The organism is Candidatus Krumholzibacteriia bacterium, from assembly GCA_029865265.1.
In the GTDB taxonomy this organism is placed as follows: Bacteria; Krumholzibacteriota; Krumholzibacteriia; order WVZY01; family JAKEHA01; genus JAKEHA01.
Map to the genome: position 1 here is coordinate 12,647 of JAOUHG010000029.1, position 23,137 is coordinate 35,783.

21 protein-coding genes are annotated in these 23,137 nt (G+C 66.6%); all 21 read right to left on the reverse strand.

All coding sequences use genetic code 11. The features are described from left to right. The 21 genes from OEX18_11895 to OEX18_11995 all read right to left on the reverse strand — a co-directional run bounded on the left by OEX18_11895 (nucleotide 1) and on the right by OEX18_11995 (nucleotide 23,124). The gene (locus OEX18_11895; GenBank protein ID MDH4337964.1) at nucleotides 1-1,068 is read right to left on the reverse strand and encodes a protein arginine kinase; all 1,068 of its coding nucleotides are present in this window, start codon (nucleotides 1,066-1,068) and stop codon (nucleotides 1-3) included. Next, complete coding sequence (locus OEX18_11900; protein MDH4337965.1) at nucleotides 1,065-1,577, reverse strand: UvrB/UvrC motif-containing protein; 513 nt, start codon at nucleotides 1,575-1,577, stop codon at nucleotides 1,065-1,067. Before OEX18_11900 ends, OEX18_11895 begins: the two co-directional genes overlap by 4 nt. A 2-nt stretch (nucleotides 1,578-1,579) precedes the next feature. After that, a complete protein-coding gene (locus tag OEX18_11905) occupies nucleotides 1,580-2,269 on the reverse strand; it encodes an ABC transporter ATP-binding protein (protein MDH4337966.1) in 690 nt (229 codons plus the stop codon). A 78-nt stretch (nucleotides 2,270-2,347) separates the two neighbouring features. Then, a complete protein-coding gene (locus OEX18_11910) occupies nucleotides 2,348-3,604 on the reverse strand; it encodes an ABC transporter permease (GenBank protein ID MDH4337967.1) in 1,257 nt (418 codons plus the stop codon). Beyond that, a complete protein-coding gene (gene lysS / locus OEX18_11915) occupies nucleotides 3,601-5,097 on the reverse strand; it encodes a lysine--tRNA ligase (protein MDH4337968.1) in 1,497 nt (498 codons plus the stop codon). Before lysS ends, OEX18_11910 begins: the two co-directional genes overlap by 4 nt. A gap of 19 nt (nucleotides 5,098-5,116) precedes the next feature. Further along, nucleotides 5,117-6,221, reverse strand: a protein-coding gene (gene prfB / locus OEX18_11920; protein ID MDH4337969.1) for a peptide chain release factor 2 whose coding sequence is annotated in 2 segments (ribosomal slippage) — nucleotides 5,117-6,157 and nucleotides 6,159-6,221 — 1,104 coding nt in all. Because the reading frame shifts where the segments join, the coding sequence is not laid out codon by codon here. After that, nucleotides 6,218-6,829: a dephospho-CoA kinase gene (coaE, locus tag OEX18_11925; protein ID MDH4337970.1), complete on the reverse strand. Its 612-nt coding sequence runs from the start codon at nucleotides 6,827-6,829 to the stop codon at nucleotides 6,218-6,220. The genes prfB and coaE overlap by 4 nt, the downstream gene beginning before the upstream one ends. Before the next feature lie 10 nt (nucleotides 6,830-6,839). After that, nucleotides 6,840-9,611 carry a DNA polymerase I gene (gene polA, locus OEX18_11930; GenBank protein MDH4337971.1) on the reverse strand — a complete coding sequence of 924 codons (2,772 nt, stop codon included), beginning with the start codon at nucleotides 9,609-9,611 and terminating at the stop codon, nucleotides 6,840-6,842. Nucleotides 9,612-9,630: 19 nt separating this feature from the next. Continuing rightward, entirely contained in the window at nucleotides 9,631-10,239 is a 609-nt protein-coding gene (nadD, locus tag OEX18_11935; GenBank protein MDH4337972.1) for a nicotinate (nicotinamide) nucleotide adenylyltransferase, read from the reverse strand. Beyond that, nucleotides 10,236-10,997: an outer membrane protein assembly factor BamD gene (gene bamD, locus OEX18_11940; protein MDH4337973.1), complete on the reverse strand. Its 762-nt coding sequence runs from the start codon at nucleotides 10,995-10,997 to the stop codon at nucleotides 10,236-10,238. Before bamD ends, nadD begins: the two co-directional genes overlap by 4 nt. Then, the gene (locus OEX18_11945; protein MDH4337974.1) at nucleotides 10,994-11,887 is read right to left on the reverse strand and encodes a tetratricopeptide repeat protein; all 894 of its coding nucleotides are present in this window, start codon (nucleotides 11,885-11,887) and stop codon (nucleotides 10,994-10,996) included. The genes bamD and OEX18_11945 overlap by 4 nt, the downstream gene beginning before the upstream one ends. 34 nt (nucleotides 11,888-11,921) lie before the next feature. Next, nucleotides 11,922-12,662 carry a hypothetical protein gene (locus OEX18_11950; GenBank protein ID MDH4337975.1) on the reverse strand — a complete coding sequence of 247 codons (741 nt, stop codon included), beginning with the start codon at nucleotides 12,660-12,662 and terminating at the stop codon, nucleotides 11,922-11,924. A 10-nt stretch (nucleotides 12,663-12,672) separates the two neighbouring features. Continuing rightward, the gene (gene rimO, locus OEX18_11955) at nucleotides 12,673-14,016 is read right to left on the reverse strand and encodes a 30S ribosomal protein S12 methylthiotransferase RimO (GenBank protein MDH4337976.1); all 1,344 of its coding nucleotides are present in this window, start codon (nucleotides 14,014-14,016) and stop codon (nucleotides 12,673-12,675) included. 21 nt (nucleotides 14,017-14,037) lie between these two features. Further along, a complete protein-coding gene (locus tag OEX18_11960) occupies nucleotides 14,038-16,329 on the reverse strand; it encodes a DNA translocase FtsK (protein ID MDH4337977.1) in 2,292 nt (763 codons plus the stop codon). 4 nt (nucleotides 16,330-16,333) lie between these two features. Next, nucleotides 16,334-17,713, reverse strand: coding sequence for an acetyl-CoA carboxylase biotin carboxylase subunit (gene accC / locus OEX18_11965; GenBank protein MDH4337978.1), 1,380 nt, complete (start codon nucleotides 17,711-17,713; stop codon nucleotides 16,334-16,336). A gap of 60 nt (nucleotides 17,714-17,773) precedes the next feature. After that, nucleotides 17,774-18,910, reverse strand: a complete 1,137-nt coding sequence (locus OEX18_11970; protein ID MDH4337979.1) for a PilT/PilU family type 4a pilus ATPase — start codon at nucleotides 18,908-18,910, stop codon at nucleotides 17,774-17,776. A 27-nt stretch (nucleotides 18,911-18,937) separates the two neighbouring features. Next, nucleotides 18,938-19,411: an acetyl-CoA carboxylase biotin carboxyl carrier protein gene (gene accB, locus OEX18_11975; GenBank protein MDH4337980.1), complete on the reverse strand. Its 474-nt coding sequence runs from the start codon at nucleotides 19,409-19,411 to the stop codon at nucleotides 18,938-18,940. A gap of 25 nt (nucleotides 19,412-19,436) precedes the next feature. Then, entirely contained in the window at nucleotides 19,437-19,994 is a 558-nt protein-coding gene (gene efp, locus OEX18_11980) for an elongation factor P (GenBank protein MDH4337981.1), read from the reverse strand. A 166-nt stretch (nucleotides 19,995-20,160) separates the two neighbouring features. Further along, nucleotides 20,161-21,084, reverse strand: coding sequence for a hypothetical protein (locus OEX18_11985; protein ID MDH4337982.1), 924 nt, complete (start codon nucleotides 21,082-21,084; stop codon nucleotides 20,161-20,163). Between the two features lie 204 nt (nucleotides 21,085-21,288). Beyond that, nucleotides 21,289-22,311 carry a DUF4837 family protein gene (locus tag OEX18_11990; GenBank protein ID MDH4337983.1) on the reverse strand — a complete coding sequence of 341 codons (1,023 nt, stop codon included), beginning with the start codon at nucleotides 22,309-22,311 and terminating at the stop codon, nucleotides 21,289-21,291. Nucleotides 22,312-22,416: 105 nt separating this feature from the next. Further along, nucleotides 22,417-23,124: an anti-sigma factor gene (locus OEX18_11995; protein MDH4337984.1), complete on the reverse strand. Its 708-nt coding sequence runs from the start codon at nucleotides 23,122-23,124 to the stop codon at nucleotides 22,417-22,419. Nucleotides 23,125-23,137 lie beyond the last annotated feature (13 nt).

A 23,137-nucleotide genomic window follows, 5' to 3' on the forward strand; every position in this document is an offset into this window, starting at 1 on the left:
TCAGCGGGCGGCGCGTGCAAGCGCCTCGCGAATGGTCTGTGCGCGGGCCACGTCCCGCTGATGCGCATCCATCGCCGTGCCCCTGTGCTGCTGCAGATGGGCCGGCTGGATGTAAACGAGAAGTTCGTTGAGCGTCTGGACCGGGACGTCTGTCACCAGCCCCACCCCCACCCCCAGCCGCACGGCCGAGATCAGGCTCAACGCCTCCTTGGTATTTACGCTACGAGCATAACGAAGAAGGCCATAGGCCCGCCAGACCTTATCTTCGAGCAAGCTCTGTGCCTTGCGGAACAGCATCTCGCGGGAGCGGCGCTCGTATACGATGATCTTGGTCACCATCTCGCGCAGATTCTTCACCAGCACGTCCTCCGGGGTCCCCAGCGCCGCGCTGTTGGACAACTGGAAGAAGTTCCCCATCACTTCCGATCCTTCCCCAAAGAAACCGCGTATGGAATGGTTGAGCTTGCGCAGCGACTCGAGCAATTTGTGGATTTCCTTGCTGTGCACCAGGCCCGGCAGGTGGATCAGCACCGAAACCCGCATGCCCGTACCCAGATTGGTGGGGCAGGCGGTCAGAAAGCCCAGCCGGTCGTTGTAGGCAATCTCCAGCCCGGGCGCGATCTCGTCGTCCAGGTCGTTGGCACGCCGGAACGCGTCTCCCACCTCGAAGCCGGGCGCAAACCCCTGGATGCGCAGGTGATCCTCCTCGTTGATCATCAGGCTGACGCTCTCGTCCTCCACGAAAAGCACCCCGCGATTGGCCGATTGGCCAAGGAATTCGCGGCTGATCAGGTGGCGCTCGGCGAGCAGCTGCCGTTCCAGCGTGGAGATTTCGCCCATCGGCACGTAGCGGCCGTGCGCAAAGGCCCGCGTGGCGCGGGCGGCGTCCAGCGACTTCCGCAGGATGGTGCTGAGTTCCGCGTTGTCGCAGTTATGGGTGAATCGGTGCCCATGGAGGTTGCGTGCGATGCGCACCCGGCTGGAGAGCACGATCTCGTTCTCTTCGCCGTCTCCATCCAGCCACCCCCCCGGCCGGGCGATGATATCGTTCCAGTCGATCGAGCTCATCGTTCCTCTTCGACCTTCGCCTCCAGGTCCTTGATCTCGTCGCGCAGCGCGGCGGCGCGCTCGTATTCCTCGGAGCGAATGGCCAGCGACAGGTCCTCGCGCAACGCCGCCACGCGTTCACGAATGGCTGCGCGTTCGCTCACGCGCACCGCCTTCTTGCCCGCGTGCTGGGTGCTGCCGTGCACGTGGCGCAGCACCGCCACGAGCTGCGCCTCGAACGCCGCGTAGCAGTCCGGGCACCCCAGCCTGCCCACCTTCTTGAAGTCCGAGTACTCGTAGCCACAGGTTGAGCAGCGCACGCGTGAGATGCGGTCCGCGTCGGACTCGGAGGCACTGTCGATGAGGCCGGCCACCAGGTCGCCCAGCCCGTAGTTCCCGGCTTTGTGCACGTCGATACCCTTCTCCTCCGCGCACGCCACACACAGGTTCATCGCGACCATGCTCTCGTTCACGATCTCCGTGTAGTGAACCTTGGCCGGGTTTTTCTTGCAGTTCTGACAGAGCACCATGCTCAACGCTCCACGTCGGAAAGTCGTCCTTCGGCCAGCACCAGCATCCGGTCGGCGAACACACCGAACTGGCGTTTGTGCGTGACGACCACGAAGGTCTTGGCCTCGTCCCGGGCCAGTTCCCGGATCAGGCGGTGGATACCCTCGCCGGTTTCATCGTCCAGGTTCCCGGTGGGCTCGTCGGCCAGCACCACCGCCGGCTCGTTGACCAGCGCGCGCGCGATGGCCACGCGCTGCTGTTCGCCCCCGGACAGTTCCCCGGGCCGGTGGGCGAGTCGCGCCCCCAGCCCCACCCGCTCCAGCCACTGCCTCGCCCGGCGCGCGGCCTCCGCCGTCGACTGCCGGGCCACCAGCCCCGGCATCATCACGTTCTCCAGCGCCGTGAACTCCGGCAGGAGAAAGTGGAACTGGAACACGAACCCGAGGGTCGCGTTCCGGAGCCGGTCCAGAGCGGGGCCCTGCAACCGGTGGATGTTCTCGCCGCGGATGGCAACCTGCCCCGCGTCCGGGCGATCCAGGGACCCCAGGATGTGGAGCAGGGTGCTCTTTCCAACCCCCGATGCCCCGACGATGCAAACCACTTGCCCTTCCGCCACCTCCAGCGAGACATCCCTGAGAACGTCCACCTCCACCCCGGTTCCGCGGTAGCGGCGGCTCAGGCCGTGGGCCTCCAGAATCGGCCTGCCGCTCATAATCTAACCCCATCCGGGGCGGAAAACAACCCCGCGGCGCATATCGGCCAAAAGTATAACATATTGCAATATATTGTGTTACAGATCACGAATGGCCTCCACCGGGGTCAGGCGGCTGGCCTCCCAGCTTGGGTAGACAGTGGCCAGGAAGCAGATGACCACCGAGCTGGCCCCGATCAACAGGAGGTCCGGCCACTGCACCAGGACGGGCAGGGTCTTGATGAAGTACACGTCACCGGGCAGCTGGAGGCGTATGCGGTCCAGAACGGCGCATGCAAGAAGCCCGGTCGCCAGCCCCCCCGCCGTGCCCAGCACCCCGATGGCGGTCCCCTCCAGCATGAAAATGGACATCACCTGGCGGCCCGAAGCACCGATGGAGCGCAGGATGCCGATCTCGCGCCGCTTCTCCATGATGACCATGGTGAGCATCCCCACCAGGTTGAACGCGGCCACCAGGATGATAAGGGTGAGCATGAGGAACATGAGGATCTTCTCGATCTTCATGTAGCTGAAAAGGTTCTGATTGAGCTGTATCCAGTTGTTGGTGCCGTAGTCGCGCATCGAGAGGATATCCTGTACGCGCCCGTCGATCGCTTCGGCGCGGTACATGTCGCGCGTCTGAATGCTCACCCCGCGCAACCCCGTCTCGAAGTCGAACATGAGGGCGGCATCCTGGATGTCCACGTAGACGAATCGCGAGTCGAACTCGTACATGCCACTGTTGAAGAAACCCAGCGCGCGGCAGCGGAACTTCTGCGGCTCGACGTCGGAACCGCGGATCGTGGCCGGCGCGGTGACGATGCTGAACTCCTCCCCCAGCCCGATGCCCAGGTCGAGGGCCAGGTCGAGCCCCAGCACCGCGCCCATGCGCGGCGGGTCGTCCTCGAAGGAACTGGTGTCGAACGAGTCGATGACGGGGCGGATGCTGTCCACCACCGATGAGACGGTGTGCTCCCGGGCCAGATCGATCCCCTTCACCACCACACCGCGCAGCTTGGTGCGCCGGCCGGGGATGACCTCGTAGGCCGCGAGCGCCTCGGAGCGGATGAAGGGCGCGGTGGCAACGATGTCCGGGTCCCGGTGCAGCCGCGCCACCGCGGTATCGACTGCCGCCCACGCCTCGGGAGAGCGCGCGAACACCAGCACGTGGGTGTTGAAACCGACGATGCGCTGGCGCAGCTCGGTCTCGAAGCCATTGATCACCGACAGCACGATGACCAGCGTCATCGTGCCGACGAATACCCCGCCCACCGCGATGGAGGTGATGCGGGATACGAGCGCGGATCGTTTCTTGGTCTGGAGGTAGCGGCGCGCGATGAAGAGCGCGTAACTCATCGGCCTTCCTCGGGCCGCATGTGCGGAAAGAAGATCACGTCGCGGATGGAGTGGCTGTCGGTAAAGACCATGGTGAGCCGGTCGATGCCCATGCCCAGCCCCGCGGCGGGCGGCATGCCGTACTCCAGCGCGCGGATGAAATCCTCGTCCAGCTGGTGGGCTTCGTCGTCGCCCCGCGCGCGGTTCTCCGCCTGCTGCTCGAAGCGGCGGCGCTGCTCGATGGGATCGTTGAGCTCGGAGAAGGCGTTGCCCACCTCGAAACCCGCCACGAAGGCTTCGAAGCGCTCCACCAGCCCGGCCTCGCTGCGATGGTCCTTGGCCAGGGGTGAGAGCTCCCTGGGATAGTCGTAGATGAAGGTCGGCTCCTGCAGGTCCGGCTCCACCGTGGCGCCGAAGACCTCGTCGATGATGCGCGACGCCGGGATGCCCTTCTCCAGCACCACGCCCGCCTTGCGCGCCTGCGCCAGCAGCACCTCGTCGGTCTGGTTCCTGAAGTCCATGCCGGTCTTCTCCTGCAACGCTTCAAAGAAACGCAGACGCTTCCACGGTTTGGTGAAGTCGAGCACGCGCTCCCCGTACTTGACCACGCCGTCATCGCTGAGCGCCAGCGCGATCACCCGCATCATCTCTTCCACCATGTCCATGTAATCGTTGTAATCGAGGTAGGCCGCGTAGCACTCCATCATGGTGAACTCGGGATTGTGCGAGCGGTCGATACCCTCGTTGCGGAAGTCCTTGGCAAACTCGAACACGCGCTCGAAGCCACCCACCAGCAGCCGTTTCAGGTAGAGCTCGTTGGCGATGCGCAGGTACAGCGTCATGTCGAGCGCGTTGTGGTGGGTGGTGAAGGGTCGCGCCGCTGCGCCGCCGTACAGGGGCTGCAGGATGGGTGTCTCCACCTCCAGAAAGCCCTTGCCGATCAGGAAGCGCCGCATCGTTTCCACCAGCACGCTGCGCTTGCGGAAAACCTCGCGCACCTCCGGATTCACCGCCAGGTCGACGTACCGCTGGCGGTAGCGAATCTCCTTGTCGGTGAGCCCGTGCCACTTCTCCGGCAGCGGGCGCAACGATTTGGACAACACCTCGTAGGAGACCACGCGGATGGTGAGTTCGCCCGTGCGGGTTCGAAACAGCACGCCGCGCACGCCCAAAATGTCACCCAGGTCCAACGATTCGAAACGCGCGAACGCCTCCTCGCCCAGCTCGTCCTTGCGCACGTAAACCTGCATGCGCCCGCTGGAATCCTCCACGTGCCCGAACAGCGTCTTGCCGTGCCCGCGCATGGCCATCACGCGTCCCGCGACGGCCACCTCCGTTTCCGCCCCCGCTAGCGCGGCTTCGGCGGCAAACAGCTCCGCCACCGCATGGCTGACGACGAAGCGGTACGGGTACGGGTTCACACCGGCATCACGCAGCGCCGCCATCTTCTCCACGCGCACCGCGCGCAGCTTCTCGAACCCGCTGACCCCGCGCTCTTCCTGTTCTTCTGTCATCTCCGTCACCTCTCGTCTTCTACTCCGCGAACTTGTGCAGGTACGCCTCGATGAACGCGTCCAGGTCGCCGTCCAGCACCGCCTGCGTGTTGCCGGTCTGGAAATCGGTGCGGTGGTCCTTGACCAGCGTGTAGGGGTGTAGCACGTAGGAACGAATCTGGCTGCCCCACGCGATCTCCTTCTGCACTTCCATCATCTTGTTGATGCGCGCCTTCTCCTCCTCCTGCTTCTTCGCGTACAGGCGCGCGCGCAGGATCTTCATGGCGTTTTCGCGATTCCTGCCCTGCGAGCGTTCGTTCTGGCACTGCACCACGATGCCGCTGGGGATATGGGTGATGCGCACCGCGCTGTCGGTCTTGTTGACGTGCTGCCCGCCCGCACCGCTGGCACGGTAGGTATCTATGCGAAGATCCTCGTCGCGGATGTCCACCTCGATCTCCTCCTCGATCTCGGGATACACGAACACGGAGGCAAACGACGTGTGACGGCGGTGCGCCGCGTCGAAGGGTGACAGGCGCACCAGGCGGTGCACGCCCGATTCCGCCTTCATGCGCCCGAACGCGAAGGGCCCCTTGATCTCCAGCGACGCGCCCTTGACACCCGCCTCTTCGCCGGGCGTCATGTCCAGCACACCCACGCTGTAACCGTGGCGCTCGCAGAACCTGGTGTACATGCGCAGCAGGATCTCGGCCCAGTCCATCGACTCGGTGCCGCCCGCACCGGAGTGGATGGTGACGATGGCGTTGCGCGCGTCGTCGGGACCGGAGAGCAGCATGGCGGTTTCCTGCTCCGCCACCAGCGCTTCCAGGTCCTCCAGTTCCGCCGCCACGTCGGCCAGCACCGAGGCGTCGTCCTCGTCGCGCGCCATCTTGAGCAGTTCGGCGGCGTCGGACAGCCGCGTCTCCATGTTCTGCAGTGGTTCCAGACGGGTGCGCAACTCCCTGGACTCCCGCACCGCGGTATCGGACGTCTTCTTGTCGGACCAGAAATCGGGGTCGTTCATGCGCGCCGTGAGCTCGGCCAGGCGCGCCTCAAGGACAGGAGCGTCAAAGACACTCCTTGAGTTTGCGGGCTCGCTCGGTCAGCGAATTCAGATGATCGACGACTTCGTGTGCAGCTTTCATGAATTGGACTCCGCATCCAGTGCGGCGGCCACGCGGTCGCCGACATCCTTGAGGACCGAGGAAAGATCCCGCCCAGTATCGACCACCGCGTCCGCTTTGTAAAAATGTTTTTCCATGTCCTGCTGTCGCGCGAGTCGTGCGCGCACATCCGCCTCCACCCACCCCCCCTTGGCCATGATCCGGGCCAGGCGGATCTGCGGGTCACAGGTCAGGCCGATCAGCATGTCGAAGTCGAACGGCATCGCCACCTCGAACAGCAGCGCGGCGTCGACCACCGCCACCCGCGCGCCCGCCTCCCGGGCCGCCTCCACCGCCACCGCGCAGCGCGCCATGACCGCCGGGTGCACGATGGCGTTGAGCCGCGCCAGGAGGGCGGGGTCGGCGAACACCCTGCGCCCCAGGCGCAGGCGGTTCACGGACCCGTCCGCGTTGAAAACGCCCTCGCCGAACGCCTCGCGCAGCCGCGACAGCACCGCGGCGTCCTCCGCCAGTGCGGCGTGGGCCACCCGGTCCGCGTCGATGTGCACCCCCCGGAAGCGTTCCGCGAGGTAGCGCGCGATTGTGGACTTTCCCGTCCCCGAGCCACCGGCAATGCCGACCACGATCATGCGTCCTCCATCAGTGTGCCTCGAGCCAGTTGGCGCCGCTGCCCATGTCTACCCGCAGCGGGACGTCCAGGTCCATGGCCGACTCCATGCATTCGCGCACCAGCTTGCTCACCGCGTCCAGTTCAACCGCGGGGACGTCCAGCAGCAGTTCGTCGTGCACCTGCAGGATGAGGCGCGCGCCCAGGCCACGCAAGCGCAGTTCGCGGTCCACCGCCAGCATGGCGAGCTTGATGATGTCCGCCGCGGTCCCCTGCACGGGCGTGTTCACCGCGACGCGCTCGCTGAAGGCGCGCGCGCCCGGGTTGCTGCTGTCGATGTCGGGCAGCCGGCGCATGCGGCCCAGCAGCGTGGTCACCGCCTTGTCGCGCCGCGCCGCAGCGATGGTGTCGTCAATGAAGCGCTTCACGCCTGGATAGGAACGGAAATAGTCGTCGATGAACTGGCGCGCCTCGGCGGTCTCGATACCGAGCGACTGGGCGAGACCGCGTGCGCCCATCCCGTACACGATGCCGAAGTTGACCACCTTGGCATGCCCGCGCATTTCATCCGTCACCTGCTCCGGCGCCACCTTCATCACGCGTGCCGCCGTTGCGCGGTGCACGTCCACGCCCTCTCGGAACGCCTGTTGCAACGCCGCATCGCCCGACAGGTGCGCGAGGATACGCAGCTCGATCTGCGAGTAGTCGGCGTCGAGCAGCACCCAGCCGGCCTCCCGCGCCACGAAGGCGCGCCGGATCTCCCGGCCTTCCGGGGTGCGGATGGGAATGTTCTGCAGGTTGGGGTCGGAACTCGACAGGCGCCCGGTGGTTGCCACGGCCTGGTTGTACGAGGTGTGCACACGCCCCGTTTCCGGATGGATGAGGCGCGGCAGTGCATCCACGTACGTGCCCTTGAGCTTGATGAGCTGGCGCCACTCCAGCAGCAGATTGACCACCGGGTGTTGTCCGGCAAGCCCTTCCAGCACGTCCGCGTCGGTCGAGTATCCGGTCTTGGTGCGGCGGGCCGGCTTGAGCTTGAGCCGCTCGAAGAGCACCTCACGCAGTTTCGCGGTCGACGCAATATTGAACTGCTCGCCCACACTGGCGTACACGGCCGCCTCGAGATCGGCGATGCGCGCACCGTAACGTTCGGCGAGTTCCCCCAGGAACGCCGCGTCCACGCGCACTCCCGTCATTTCCATGCGCGTGAGGAGTCCGGAGAGCGGCATCTCCACGTCGTGGAACAGCGAACGCACCTCCGAGGCCTCGATCAACGGCGCAAAGGTCTCCTTCAGGCGCCAGGTGTAGTCGGCGTCCTCACACGCGTACTCCACCACCCGGTCGAGTGCGACGCGGCGAATGTCCTTCTCGCGCGTGCGCCGGTCGAAGAGTGCCTCGAACGGAATCATCTCGTGGCCGAGTTCCTCCTTCGCCAGTGCGTTGAGCCCGTGGCTGCGCCGCGCGGGATCCAGGGTGTACGACGCCACCATGGTGTCGAACACAATGCCGCCCAGCGGCAGACCCGCCCGCGCCAGCGCGATGGCGTCGTACTTGATGTTCTGCCCGATCTTGCCCGGCCGCTCGGCCGCCAGCACCGGCCCCAGCACGCGCCGCACGTCGTCCGGGGCGAGGCCGGGCGCGCGCGCCGCCGGCAGCAGCCCCAGCGTGCCGGGTTCGTCCAGGTCGCTGCAGAGCGGCACGTACCAGGCCTCTCCCGGTGCCGTCCCCACCGCGATACCGGCCAGAACCGCGCGCATGGCATCGAGGCTGGAGGTCTCCACGTCGATGACGATCTCCTCGCGGCCGGCGAGGTCGCACGCCAGCGCTTCCAGCGCCAGCACGGAATCCACGCACCTGTAGCGAACCGGAATCCGGGCGGCGGGCGCGGTCTGCGCGCGCACCGGTTCCTGCGCCGGCGGATCCGCCGCCGTCACGCGCGTTTCCGCAGCGAATAGTTGCCCCTTCATGCGTTTGAACTCGAGGCGATCGATGAGCCGCTCGAGCGCCGGTGTGCGGTGCTCACCGCGCACGAACGCCTCCAGTCCCAGCGCGACGGGAACATCCTCACGCAGGCGCACCAGGTCGCGCGAAGCGAGCGCGGACGCGCGCCCCTCCAGCAGGCGGCGGCGCACAGATGGTTTCTCGATGTCGTCGAGGTGCTGGTAGATCGCATCCAGCGATCCAAAGCGCTGCAGCAGCGTGTTGGCGGTCTTCTCGCCGATGCCGCGCACACCGGGAACGTTGTCGCTGGCGTCACCCACGAGCGCCAGGTAATCCACGAATTGCTCCGGGCGCAGCCCGGTGAGTTGCAGCAATCCGGCCGCATCCAGTTCGTTCTCCAGGACGACCCCCTTGCCGGGGCGGATGACGTGCACGCGGTCGTCGATGAGCTGCAGCAGGTCCTTGTCGCCGGACACGATCTTCACCTCGACGTCGTCACGCCAGCGTCGCGCGAGGGTGGCGATGATGTCGTCCGCCTCGAAGCCGGGCGCCTGCAGCCACGCCAGTCCCATGGCGTCGAGGGCCTCGAACATGACCGGCAGCTGCGCGACCAGCCCCTCGGGCATCTCCGGGCGATGGGCCTTGTAGTCCTCGAACTGTTCGTGGCGGAAGGTGGCCTCGCGGCTGTCGAAGGCCACGGCGATGTACTCGGGCGAGTACTTCGAGAACAGGGTCAGCAGCGTGTTGAGAAAGCCATACACTGCGCCCGTCTCCTCGCCCTGGGAGTTGCGCAGCGGCGCGCCGGCGAACGCAAAGTACGACCGGTACGCGAGTGCGTGTCCGTCCACGAGAAAGAGAGCCACGGTTCCCCCGGGGTTGCCGTCAGCAGCGGCGATAGAGCCGGTTGTGTTCGATGTACGCGGACACGGCCGCGGGCAGCGCGTCCCCGGGCGCGGTGCCTTCAGCCAGGGCCGCGCGCACCGCGCTCGACGAGACATCGACGCGCGGCGATTCGAAGACCACCAGTGCCGCGGGCCCGTCGACGGGCACGCGCACCGGTCGACCGTCGCGCGGAAACACCACCAGCGTGCACAGCCCCAGGATCTCCCGCGGCTGGTGCCACGCGGCCAGATCCGCGAGGCTGTCGGCGCCCATGATGAAGTAGAGGTCCGCGCCGGTCCGCGCGGACGCCGCCCTGAGAAGATCCACGGTGTACGAAGGCGCGCTGTCCAGCTCGATCCCGGTCAGCGCGAGGCCGTCCTCGCCCTGGATGGCGGCGAGGGTCATGGCGCGCCGGTGCGTCCACGCGCTCAGCGGTTCGTCCCGCTTGTGGGGCGGATGCGGTGCGGGCGAAAAGAACACTCGATCCAGGCCCAGCACCTCGCGCGCCGCTGCCGCCATGCGCACGTGCCCGCGGTGCGGAGGGTCGAAGGTGCCGCCCAGGACGCCGATGCGCGCGCCGCGCCAGTCCTCACCGGCCGCGCGGTTCACCGGCGCGCCTCGCGGATCTTCGTCTCCGCCTGTTGGCGGATGCCCGCGTCGCCGGGATACTCCAGCAGGCGCGTGTACTGGCGGATGGCCTCCTCGTTCTCGCCGCGGCGCAGGAGGATGTCTCCCTTGAGCAGCAGGGCCTGGGCCCAGTAGCGGTTGTCGGGGTAGTTCTCGATGATCTTGTCGCAGTAGATCATCGCCGCGGCACCGTGCTTCTGGCGATAGTACCAGCGCGCGGCGGCGTACTCCTTCTGGGCCAGCCGCTCGTTGATCTCGCGCACATACTTCTCCACCTCGTCCGCGTACTCCCCCTCGGGAAACGTCTGCCGGTACTGGTTGAAGCGGCTCAGGGCGTCGAAGCTCTTCTGCTGGTCACGCTGCGAGCGCGGCGCCTGATTCCAGTAGCACACGCCGATCTTGAAGAGCGCGTCGTCAACGTACTCGCTGTAGCCGTAGTTGCTGATCACCACCTGGAACTCGACCGCCGCCAGCGAATAGTCGCGGTCTTCGAAGTGCGTCTCCGCCAGCATGTACTGCGCGAAGTCCGCGCGCTCGTGGCCCGCGTAGCGCTCGAGGAACTGCTGGTAGAGCGCGGCGGCCTGGATGTACTTGCCCCGCGTCTGGTAGTCCTGCGCGCGCTCCAGCACCGCGTCGGGGGTGGCGGGAACCTTGGGCATGCCGCCCACGCAACCGGAGACGACAGCCAGCGCAACCGCGAAGAGCACCGCAGTGCGCAGACGGATGCGGCGTCGCGTCATCGCAACCCCGCCTCCTGCAGCGCCTCGATGCGCGCACGGGCCCGCTCCACCACGCGGCCGGGATCGCCGCGATCACTGCGTATGATCTCGTTGTACGCCGCGTAAGCCCCCGCCGCGTCACCCGATGCCTCGCAGGCCTCGCCCAGAAGATAGCGCGCCTTCTGCTGGAGCGACCGGTTTGCGGTCGACTCCACCAGCGCGGTCGCCAGCTCGATGGACTGTGCGTATTCGCCCGCATCGTACGCGGCCTGCGCCTGATCGAACGACAGGTCGTCGAGGCGCGCTCCCGCACGGCCGGCCTCGCTTCCGCGCGGGAACTTCTTCACCAGCGTCTCCATGGTTGCGCGCGCCTTCTCCGGTTCGTTCAGTTCCACCCAGCACTCGGCCAGGCGCGCGTATGCGGCTTCGCACGCCGAGCTGTCCGGGTAGGCCGCGATTGCCGCCTCGTAGAGGTGCGCGGCGCCGGCGTAGTCCCGGTCCGCCAGGCACACGTCGGCCACCGCGAAGCGGTGGCGCCCGAGGTCGACGTCCGGATCGAACTGGCTCGCCTTGCGCATGCGCCGCGCCGCGTCGGAGGTGCCCGGCTTTGCCTCGGCCTGTTCCATCAGGAACAGCGCCGCCTGATCCGCGAACCCATCATCCCCGTCGACGGCACGGTCGAACTCGGCGAACCCCTCACGGTCGCGCCCGATGCCCACCAGGCCCACGCCGTGGTAGAAATGAATGACAGGGCGGTCGTCGCCGGTGCGGATCGCGTGCCGGCTCAGCCCCACCATCTCCTTGTAGTCGCCGCGCTCGCGCGCCTGCTTCAGCTTGCCCACCGTTCCGCCCCCGCCGCACGCGGATACCGCGAGCAGGGCGGCAACGGCGAGCGTCAGCCGGCGCGCCAAACCCGCCTCCGGGAGCGTGAGTGTGCCAGACCGCCTAGTTGTCACTCTGATTGGCGAAGAACAGATAGATGAGTCCCGCCACGATGGCGGTGACAAACACCGGCTCGACGTACTTTCCCCACCCGCCGGGCGGCAGCGCGGGCCGGACGAACGCGTAGGTTCCACTCTCGATGCGCGCGGCGTCGTCCTTGTCGAATTCGTCACTGTGCGAACGTTGCGCTTCACCCGTCCACAGCACCTCACCGCTGTCCCCGTCGCTGAGGGTTGCGAACACGCGCACCGACGCCGTGCGGCGGATCTTCCGGCCGCCGACCATGTGGGAACGATACGCATCCGGGTACGCAATCTCGAACGCCGTGTTCTGAAAGCGGAGCACCAACGAGCCGGGGGCGGGCGGCGGCATCGTACCGTCCGGCGTGGAGAGCGAGTCCAGGGCTGCGTTGCCGGTTTTCCCGGGCGCCGCGGGACGAGCCGCAAGCACCGTGCGCACGCCGGCACGACGCAGTTCGTCGGTAAAGACGTTGCCGACGAAGACGTAGTCCTCGCTGTTTGCGAACGGCCGCACTTCCAGTGTGCGGTCTCCCACCGAGGAACTGAATTTCCCGTACAGTTCGCTGGCAACCTCCGCGGTGAGCTGCGTCATCAGGTCGAGGTTGCTCGCCACCGACTCGGCCGCCCGTACTCCACGCGCGCAAACCACCGCCGCAATCAGCGCGCACACGGCCGCAACTCCGGCAATATCCCCCAACAGTCCGTTCCTGGATGCAACTCGCACGTGGTACTCCTTAACTGATCGATGCGGGGAGGGCCTCACCGCGCAGGTCGAACACATCGGTATCCTGAATGCGAACCTCGACGAATTCCCCCGGCGGAGTGTCACCGTCCAGGTAGACCTCGCCGTCGATGTCCAGTGCCTGCCCGTAGAAGCGCCCGGCCCGGGTGCAGGCGTCGTACTCGGTCTCGTCCGGCTCCACCGTCCGATCGACCAGCACGCGCAGGGTCTTGTCCCGGAATCGGGCACGCGCCCCGAAGGACGCCGCCTCCTGCACCGCCGACAGTTCGGCGGCCCTCTCCGACGCAACGGCGGCGGTGTCCGCGGCGGCCAGGGGTGCCGCCTCCGTGCCCGGCTCCGGAGAATAAGGAAACACCCCCAGAGAATCAAACTCGAAATCCGAGAGGAAGTTCTTGAGTTCCTCGAACTCCGTCTCGGTTTCACCGGGGAAACCGGCGATTACCTCGCTGCGAATGACGGCGTCCGGGAAGGCGGCGCGGATGTCACCGATCAGCTTCTCCACGTGCGGCCGGTCGTAGGAACGCTTCATGAGTTCCAGCACGCGCGACGAGGCGTGCTGTACCGGCATCTCCAGGTAGCGGCACACCGATGGGTGTTCGAAGAGGCGTGCGATATGATCCACGGTGACACCCGCCGGGTGCAGGTAGAAGATGCGAATCCACTCCACGCCGGTGCCGGTGAGCCGGTCCACGACGTCCGCAAAACGCGTGGCGCCGTCGCGGTACGAAACGATGTCCTGCGCCAGCAGCGTCACCTCTCGCACGCCGCGCGCCACCAGCCCGTCTACCTCGCGCACGATGGCGTCGGCGCTGCGCGACACCTGGCGCCCGCGGATGATGGGGATGGCGCAGAAGGTGCACGAGCGATTGCAGCCCTCGGCAACCTTCACGTAAGCGGTATGGGCCGGGGTGAGAAGCTCGCGTCCCTCCATGCCGGCAAAACGGTCCGCGTCGCCCAGGGCGATGGTGCGCGCGAGCGGAGCGTCCGTCTGCCAGGACGCAAACAACTCGGGCAGGCGCCCGTGCGCACCGGTGGGCAGGAAGTGATCCACCCAGGGCAGCGTCGACTCGAGGTCCTCCTGGCGGTGGCGCGGCAGGCAGCCCATCAGGATGAGCCGCGGCCGGCGTGCCCCCCGCTTGTAGCGCGCGAGACGCCGCGTCTCCTCCACCGTCTCCTGCCACGACGCGTCCAGAAACGAGCACGCGCCCACCATCAGCACGTCGGCCGCGCGGGGATCAGCGGTGATCTCGCAGCCGCTGCCGCGCAACACGTGGTGCGTGGCCTCGCTGTCCACGAGGTTCTTGGGGCAACCGAGGGTGACGATGTAGGCCTTCACGATATCACCGCGCCGGTGGGGTTAGTCATGCGGGTGCGCCGCGTCCTGGTACACCTCGCGCGGCTTCGAGCCGTCGGGCGGTCCGACGATTCCCTGCGTCTCCAGCTGGTCGAGCAGTCGCGCCGCGCGCGAGTAGCCGACGTGCAGCTTGCGCTGCAACAGCGACGTCGAACCTTGCTTGAACGCGACCACGATGTTGCGCGCGTCGTCGAAGAGCGGATCCAGATCGCCGCCCGCCTCCGCGGAACCCGCGCGGCCGTCGGAGAGATCCAGCGACGATGGATCGAAGCGGTATGCCTTCCAGTGCTGGATGAGGTGTTCGATTTCAGGCTCCGACACCCACGCGCCATGCAGGCGTGCCGGCTGCGGGTGGTGCGCGTCCAGGTAGAGCATATCGCCCTTGCCCAGCAGCTTGTCCGCACCGATGGTGTCCAGGATGGTGCGGGAGTCCACCTTGGTGGCGACGCGGAACGCGATGCGGGTGGGAAAGTTCGCCTTGGTCTTGCCCACGATCACATCCACCGAAGGGCGCTGCGTGGCGAGCACCATGTGGATACCCGCGGCGCGCGCCATCTGCGCGAGGCGCGTGAGCAGCGACTCGATGTCCACCCCCTTGGCCAGCGCCAGGTCGCCCAGTTCGTCCACCACCAGCACGATGTACGGCAGCCGCTCCAGCGCGGGATCGTCGCTCTTGAGCATGGCGATCTTGGCGTTGTAGCTCTCCAGGTTGCGCACGCCGTGGCGACGGAACAACTCGTTGCGGCGTCCCATCTCCGCAACCAGGAACTCGAGCACGCGCGCCGCTTCCTTGGGGTCGGTGATCACGGGGTGGAGCAGGTGCGGGATCCCGTTGTATTGCGACATCTCCACCATCTTGGGGTCCACCAGCAACAGTTGCACGTCGCTGGGACGGTAGTGGAGCAGAATGCTGGCGAGCAGCGCGTTGAGGCACACGCTCTTGCCGGATCCGGTGGTGCCGGCAATGAGAAGATGCGGCGCCTCGCACAGATTCATCAGGAACGGCTTGCCCACCACGTCCACCCCCACGCCGATCATGACACCCTTGAGGCGCTGCGTCTCGGTGACCTCGCTCAGCACCTCGTACAGGTATACCGTGCGCGCCTTCGGGTTGGGCATCTCGATGCCGACCACCGCGCGCCCCGGGATGGGTGCGATGAGCCGGATGCTGCGCGCGCGCATGGCAAGCGCGAGGTCGTCGCTGCGACTCACGATGTCCTTGATGCGCACGCCCGGCGCGGGCTCGAACTCGAACGTCGTCACCACAGGGCCGTGGTGCACGGCGGTCACCTTGCCCTGCACGCCGAACTGGTTGAGCTTCTCCTCCAGCACACCGCTCCAGTTGCGCAGGTCGTCGCGGGTGAACGTGGCGCCGGTGTCGACGGGTTGTTCGAGGATCGAGAGCGGCGGCAGCGACGCGTCGCTGATGGGGGTGGTGGGCGCATCGCCGTCCGCATCCGGGGCACGCCGCCGGGCGCGTGGCTTTGGCTCCGGCCGCGGGGGCTCCGCAATGGCAATGTCGGGCTCACGACGCCGCTTCTTCACCGCCTCCGCCGGCTCGTCCCACAGGCTGGCGGTGGAGGCGCCGCGCACCGGCGCGGGGTCGGCGGCGGCCTCTTGCGGCAACGCGGGCGCGTCGTCCTCATCGCCTGCAGAGCGCTCCACCGCGCTCTTCACGTAGTCGCGCATGACTTCCCGCCGGCGCGCGAAGGCCGCGCGCGCGCCTTCAAACGCCTCGCGCGAGCGCAGCGCCAACCCGCGCGCAGCCGCGCCCACCCAGTTCAGGATGTGCGCCTCTCCCAGTGCCAGTAGCAACACCGTCGCGACCAGCACGATGGCCGCGCCCACTTCGCCGAATACCGCGCTCAAACCCGCCGCCACCCCGTCCCCCAGCCAGCCGCGCAGGGAGATTGCGTCGCGCGTGACCGGCGAGACCGCGAAGAACGCGTTCAACAGCACGACGGCCACGAAGCCCTTCAGCGCCACCCGGCGCACCGGCGCTTCCGCGTCGCGCGCCAGTGCGATGGCGAGGCCGGCGAGCAGTATGGGCACGGACCACGCCAGCAGGCTGCCGAACAGGCGCACAACCAGGAACGCGAGCGCCGAGCCGAAGGGTCCGGTGTGGTTGTCGACCCGCAGAACAGGCGCGGAGGAATCGAACGGCCAGTCGAAGGGCGTGGCGCTGCCCAGGCCAACCGCGAGGAACACCGCCACGGCCAGCAATGCGATGGTCAGGAATGCGCGTGCGCGATCGGTCACGGCCAGATTCACCCGGGAAACGTCGGACTTTCGCACGCGGCTACCGGACCTCCGCCGGCACCTGCAGCGTCAGCGTCTGTCCGTCCCACTGGTAGCCCTCCAGGAACCGCGTGCTGAGCTCACCCTGCTGGAAGCGTGGCTCACGCAGGATGGCCTTCTGGAAATCGATGGTACTCTTGACGCCGTCGACCACGCACTCCTCCAGCGCGCGCAGCATTCGCCGCACCGCTTCGTCGCGGCTGAGGCCGTGGCAGATGACCTTGGCGATCATCGAGTCGTAGAACGGCGATATGTTGTAGCCCTGGTAGACGTGCGAATCCACCCGCACGCCCATGCCCCCGGGCAGGTGCACGAAACCGACGCGGCCCGGGCAGGGCATGAAATCCTTCACCGGATCCTCGGCGTTGATACGGCACTCGATGGCGTGGCCCACGAAGCGGACATCCTTCTGGGAGAACGACAGCGCCTCCCCCGCGGCCACGGCGATCATCTCCTTGATGAGATCGCGGCCGGTGACCATCTCGGTGACCGGGTGCTCCACCTGGATGCGCGTGTTCATCTCCATGAAGAAGAACTCATTGCCCTGCACCAGGAACTCCATGGTCCCGGCCGAGGTATAGCCCATGGCGCCCGCGCCCTGCACCGCCGTTGACAGCAGCCGCTCACGCGTCTGTGGCGCCAGTCCCATGCAGGGCGATTCCTCGATGAGCTTCTGATGGCGGCGCTGGATGGAACACTCGCGCTCCCCCAGGTGCACCACGTTGCCATGGGTATCCGCCAGCAGCTGCACCTCCACGTGGCGCGGCGCCGGAAGGTACTTCTCCACGTAGACGGCCGGGTTGCCGAACGCACTTTCCGCCTCCGCCCGGGCGATGAGCAGCGCGTTGGCGAGATCATCGGCATCGCGTGCCACCCGCATGCCGCGCCCGCCCCCACCCGCGGCCGCCTTCACGATAACCGGATAGCCGATCTCGGCGGCGATGGCCAGCGCCTCGTCCTCCTCGGACACAGCGCCGTCGGAACCAGGAATGACGGGCACGCCCGCCTGCTTCATCATCTCCTTGGCCAGGGACTTGTTGCCCATGCGTTCGATGGCCGACGGCGACGGGCCGATCCAGCCGATGCCGCACGAGACCACCGCCTCGGCGAACTCGGAGTTCTCGGAGAGAAACCCGTAGCCGGGGTGGATGGCCTCCGCGCTGGTGATCTCGGCGGCGGAGATGATGCGATTCAGATTGAGGTAGCTCTGCCCGGGGGGATTGGGCCCGATACAGACCGCCTCGTCCGCAAAGCGGACGTGCAGCGAGTCGATGTCCGTCTCGCTGTGCACGGCGACCGTCTGGATGCCCAACTCGTGACACGCGCGCATGATACGCAGCGCAATCTCGCCCCGGTTTGCGACGAGAATCTTCGTAAACATGGGCTCAAACGTACCACAGCGCGGGACGTCTTGTTAATGCGGATCTTGGCCGCCGCCCGGTCAGGTCTTGCCGGTGCCGGCGGGCTCTTCCTGCTTCTGCTCGAAGCCCTTCCACGACTGGTCGCTGGTGGCCTGGATGCCCTTGAGGCGCAGTGTGAGTTCGTGCGGCTTGGAGCTTGCGCGCAGCGCGTCGTCCAGGGTGATGATCCCGTCCTGGTAGAGCTTCATGAGCGCCTGGTCGAAGGTCTGCATCTGGTGCGTGGTGACACCCTCGCGCATGGCCTGGGTCAGAAGGGCGGTCTTCTCGGGGTTGATGATGCACTCGCGCACCGTCCCGGTGGTGACCAGCACCTCCACCGCGGCCACGCGCCCGCCGCCGTCGGCGCGGCGCACCAGGCGCTGCGAAATGACCGCCTGCAGCGTCGAGGCCAGCAGATACCGGATCTCCTGGTGATGGTGGGGCGGGAAGAAGGAGATGATGCGGTTGATGGTCTGGGGCGCGTCCACCGTGTGCAGCGTGCTGAGCACGAGGTGCCCGGTGTCCGCGGCCTTGAGGGCGATTTCCATGGTCTCGGCGTCACGAATCTCGCCGATCATGATGCAGTTGGGATCCTGGCGCAGGATGTGGCGCAGCGCCTCGTGGAAGGACGCGGTGTCGCTGCCCACCTCGCGCTGGTTGACGATGCTCTTGTCGTCGCGGTGCAGGAACTCGATCGGGTCCTCGATGGTGATGATGGACGCGTTCAGGTTCTGGTTGATGGTGGAGAGCATCGCGGCCAGGGTGGTCGACTTGCCGCTGCCCACCGTGCCGGTGACAAGGATGAGTCCGCGCGGCTTGACCGCGAGTTCGGAGATGATCTGGGGCAACCCCAGCTCTTCGACTTTTTTGATGTTCACCGGAACATGCCGGAACACCATGACGATCGAGCTTCTCTGCACGTAGAAGTTGGCGCGGAACCGTGCAAGACCGGTAACGCCAAATGCAAAATCGACTTCCCGCGTGCTCTCGAACTTCTCTCGCTGCAGCGGGGTGAGGATCTTGCGGGCCACCTCCTCCATCTCGCGGGGCGTGGGCGCCGGGAAGGTCATTCGCTGCAGTTTGCCGTTCACCCGGACCACGGGGGGAATGCCGGGCTTGATGTGGAGGTCCGAGGCCCCCATCTCGATCATCTTTTCAAGGAGCTGCTTGATGTTCATCCGAACGCCCTCCACCGAACACGTAACTTATTTTGTTTCAATTAGAAACAATGGCTGACCGTACTCGACGGGCTGCCCGTTTTCGGTGAGGACGCGGCGAATGACTCCGTTGAAATCTGAGCCGATCTCGTTCATCAGCTTCATCGCTTCGACGATACAGACGGTCTGGCCGACCGCCACGGTCTGGCCAATTTCGGCGAAGGGTTCGGAGCCTGGCGCCGGTGCTCGGTAAAACGTGCCGACCATCGGTGACTTGATCTGTTTCAAGTTTGATGCCAGCTTCTCCTCGCCCCCGGCCTCCCCCGCGTCGTCCTCCGACCCGGCCACCTGGGGCGACGGGTGCGGTGCGGGCGCGGGCGGCTGCCCGGCGGCAACCCCGTGGAAGAGCGCGGAACCGCCCTTCGAAATCCGGATCCGCTTGCGGCCGTGCGACACCTCGAGCTCGTTGATGCCGCTCTCCTCCACCAGCCGAATGAGCTCCTCGATTTCCTGCTTGCGCATCTGCACCTCCTCGCGATCAGCGTCGCTAGACGCGGGTGACGTACTTGCCGGTGCGGGTGTCGATGCGTATCACGTCACCCTCGTTGACGAACAGTGGCACCTGCACCACCAGGCCGGACTCGAGCGTCGCCGGCTTGGACGCACCCTGGGCGGTATCGCCGCGGACGCCGGGTTCCGACTGCCGGATCTCCATCTCGACGAAGTTCGGCAGCTCGATGGTCAGCGGCTTGTCACCGTCCATCAGGATATCGATATCCATGTTTTCCTTCAGGTACAACTTCACGTCGTCGAGCATCTTCTCCGGAAGCTCGATCTGCTCGTACGACTCCTTGTCCATCATGTGATACGTGCCGCCCGACGCATAGAGATACTGGTAGGTCTGCCGCACCACCCGCACCTCCTGGATCCTCTCGCCCGAGCGGAAGGTCTGGTCCTTGACCTGGCCGGTCAGGAGGTTCTTCAACTTGGTTCTCACGAAGGCCCCGCCCTTGCCGGGCTTCACATGCTGAAACTCAACCACGGTCCAGTACGCGCCATCCTGGGACATGATCAATCCGTTGCGAATGTCACTGGTGTCGGCCATCCCTCTATCTCCTTGATATGATGATTATTATGTCCCCGGGCGGGGGTATTTTCCGCCGCGATTCTAACCGCCGCGCGGCCGGCGGTTCCAGCAATATCTTGGCCCCGCCCCTGGGCAGGGCCGTACAGCGAATGGCTTGAAGGATAACGACTTGCGCTCTGGGGGCTCAGTCGGAGACGCTGCGCAGCCAGCGCTTGAACTGCTCGTAGCTGCGAGACTCGTCTATCCGGCCGCCCGCCGCAGGGCGCGGCACCGGGGCGGGTGAAGGGCTCGCAGGGGCCCGGGGCGGCTCGGCGGACGCCGTCGCCGCGGGGGCGGATGGCCTGGGGACATCCGGCGCAACCGGCTCCGGATGTTCCGCGCTCGACTGGAGTGCCGAAATCTTCCGCCTCAAGTCGTCGTTGTCGGGCTGGCGGCGCAGAACCTCGCGGTAGATGCGCATGGCCTTGTCCCGGTAACCCTGGGTGGCGTAGATGTCCGCCAGCGTGATGGTGGCAATCTCGTCGGTCGTCGAGGCGTCCTCGCTCAGCGTGATCGGGGCGCCCTCGAAGTCGTCCGCTTCTTCGCCAACGTCCGGGGACGGGGTGGACGGTGCAGCAGCCGGCACTTCCCGGAAGGTGGGGGCGACATCCGGCAGCTCGCCGGTGATGGTGACGTCCGTCACGCGGGTGGTCGAGGGACGCACCTCGTCGAGACGGCGCTTGATGTCCCGGTCCTCCGGGTCGAGCACCAGGATGTGCTCGAAGCACGCGCGTGCCGCACCCGTATCGCCGCGCTCGGAGAGGATGATTCCGATGAACTTCAGCGCCACGAGGTTGTTGGCGTCGAGTTCCAGAACACGGCGGAAGGACGCCTCCGCCTGCTCCGGCATTTCGGCGTCGTACTGGCTCTTGCCCTGCACCACGTAGCCGCTCGCGTACTCCGGGTTCGCGACGAGGCCCTTGCGGCAGATGTCGAGCGCCTCATCCAGCATGCCCGCCTTGCGGCAGGCGTCGGCCAGCGGGGCGAAGACGGTGCTGTGGGGCGCGCGCCGGAAGCGATCGAACAGTTCGTCGATCTCGGGGTTCTGCGTCTGAAACGGCTGTGTCATGCGACGGCTCCGGCTCCGGTCCGGATGCTTTTGCGCCCCCGCGGGGTCTGCCGGCGATGGTATTCCGTCCGGTCCGCGTTCGGGGGCAGGGTGCGCGAATTCGCTCAACTAATTTAACTGCAATATCTTACAGCTCTACGCAACCCGTTAGAGGCGTTGGAATCCGCGTCGGCAATGCACCAACCGTGCCAAGGCCGGGGGCCGCTACTGGTAGCGGAACGTCTCCGCCAGCGCGTGCAGTTCGCGCACCAGCGAGGTCTTCTCACGGCCTGGAGCGTAGACCAGGCAGTCCACCGCCCACAACAGTTTTGCGTCCTTGTCCCACACGAAGTAGGTCTCGAAGTACCCACCCGCCATCGAAAACTCGTCGTTGTACCAGTACCCGTTCATGCGCAGGGCGGTGTACTCGCCGAGCCGGGTGTAAGCGTAGCGCACGCGGTTCCGCTCCATCTGGTCGCCATCGTACACGCGCCGCACGTAGTCCGCACGAAAATCGAAGAGCTCGTCGGTGTTGTACAGCGAGGGGGCGTGGTCCCATTCCTTCCAGAACACCCCCAGCACCCGGGGCGGGGATTCGCGGTGCAGCTCCACGCCGGGCGGATTCTCCCCCTCCCGGAAGAGCGTGTACAGTGTCGGTACTTCGATGAAGAAACCCCAGTGCCGGCGGAACTCCTCGCTCTGCGCCGCGCGCCTTCGCTGCAACATGTAGCGGCGCAGGCGTTCGCGGCAACTCGCGTCGATGATCTCGGAGATCTCCTCGCCCCGCGCCTTCAGCACCTCACGCAACGCGTCCTCCGTGGCCGCGGTGATGATGAGGGTGAGTTGTCCGGGCAGCGGAACGTCCTCCTTCTTGAGGATGGCCGCCTGGCCGGCGAGCACACGATCGACACCCGCCTCGCCCAGCAGATCGGTGATTCTCGCGCCCACCGCGCTGGATCCGTCCAGCACCCCGCAAAGAACCACGTTCTTCACCGTCGGGGGATCCACCGAGGGCTCGCCCGCCACCGACACCACGCGGAACGCGGGTTCGGTGGAGACGAAGTAGTCGCGTTCCACCTCGATCAGCGGCACCAGCGTGGTGGCCCATTCCCCACCGCGCCCGCCGTCGGCCACCAGGTCGACCTCCGCGTAGGATCCCGCGGGCGGGAATGCCACCTCGCGGCAGCCGGACAGCGCGGCGAGCAGGAGCAGGCAACCCCATGCCGTTCTGGCGATGAATCGTGTCACAGGGTCAGCATAGCGCCGGCAATGGCGCCGGGCAAAAAGAAATCCGGCCCAACCCCCCGACGGGGCCGGGCCGGACTCCGGGTTTCGCGGCTGTGGGTTGCGGTTCTAGGGTTGCACCGGAGCCGCTTGCTGGCTCTGCAATCGGGACTGCAGCCTGTGAATCTGGCGCTGGATGTAGAGGGCGCGTTCTTCCGGCGCGAGCGGCATCAACTGGCGCTCCACCAGCGAGTCGATCATGGCCTCGGAGCGTGCCGGGTCGTCGATGGCGCCCTGCCGCGCGGCGGGGTCGATGAGGCCGTGCGGGGCTCCCTGCGATACCAGCGTTCCGCTCTCCGTGTTGAACATCGGTCCCGGGCCGGAGAAGGAACGCGTCTGCCCCGGTGTCCGGTTCGCGGTGGCAAGGCTGCGATCCGCCTGCCGGGGCGCGGGACTGGAAATGCTCACCGGCGAACGCGGCACCTGCACGCCGGGCTGTAGCACGGCCCCGGCAACCAGCACCACCGCAAAGGCGACACCGGCACCCACCGCATAACGGACGTTCCACGCGCGCGCCCAGGCGCCGGTGGACGCCGCGGCCGATCGCATGGCGTTGCGCTCCCGGTGGATGGCCAGGCGGACGCGCCAGTTGAAATTCTCGTCGAGCGTCTCGCGGGGCGCGCGGCGCAGCATCGAAAGGCTGCGCGTCATCTCCGCCGCGAACTGTTCGCACGCCGGGCACTCGCCCAGGTGGCGGTCCAGTTCCGCGCGCAGGGATTCATTGCTCATTCCGTCGATGAAATCGAACAGCAGATGTTGTGCTCGGCGACACTTCATGGATTCGATCCCT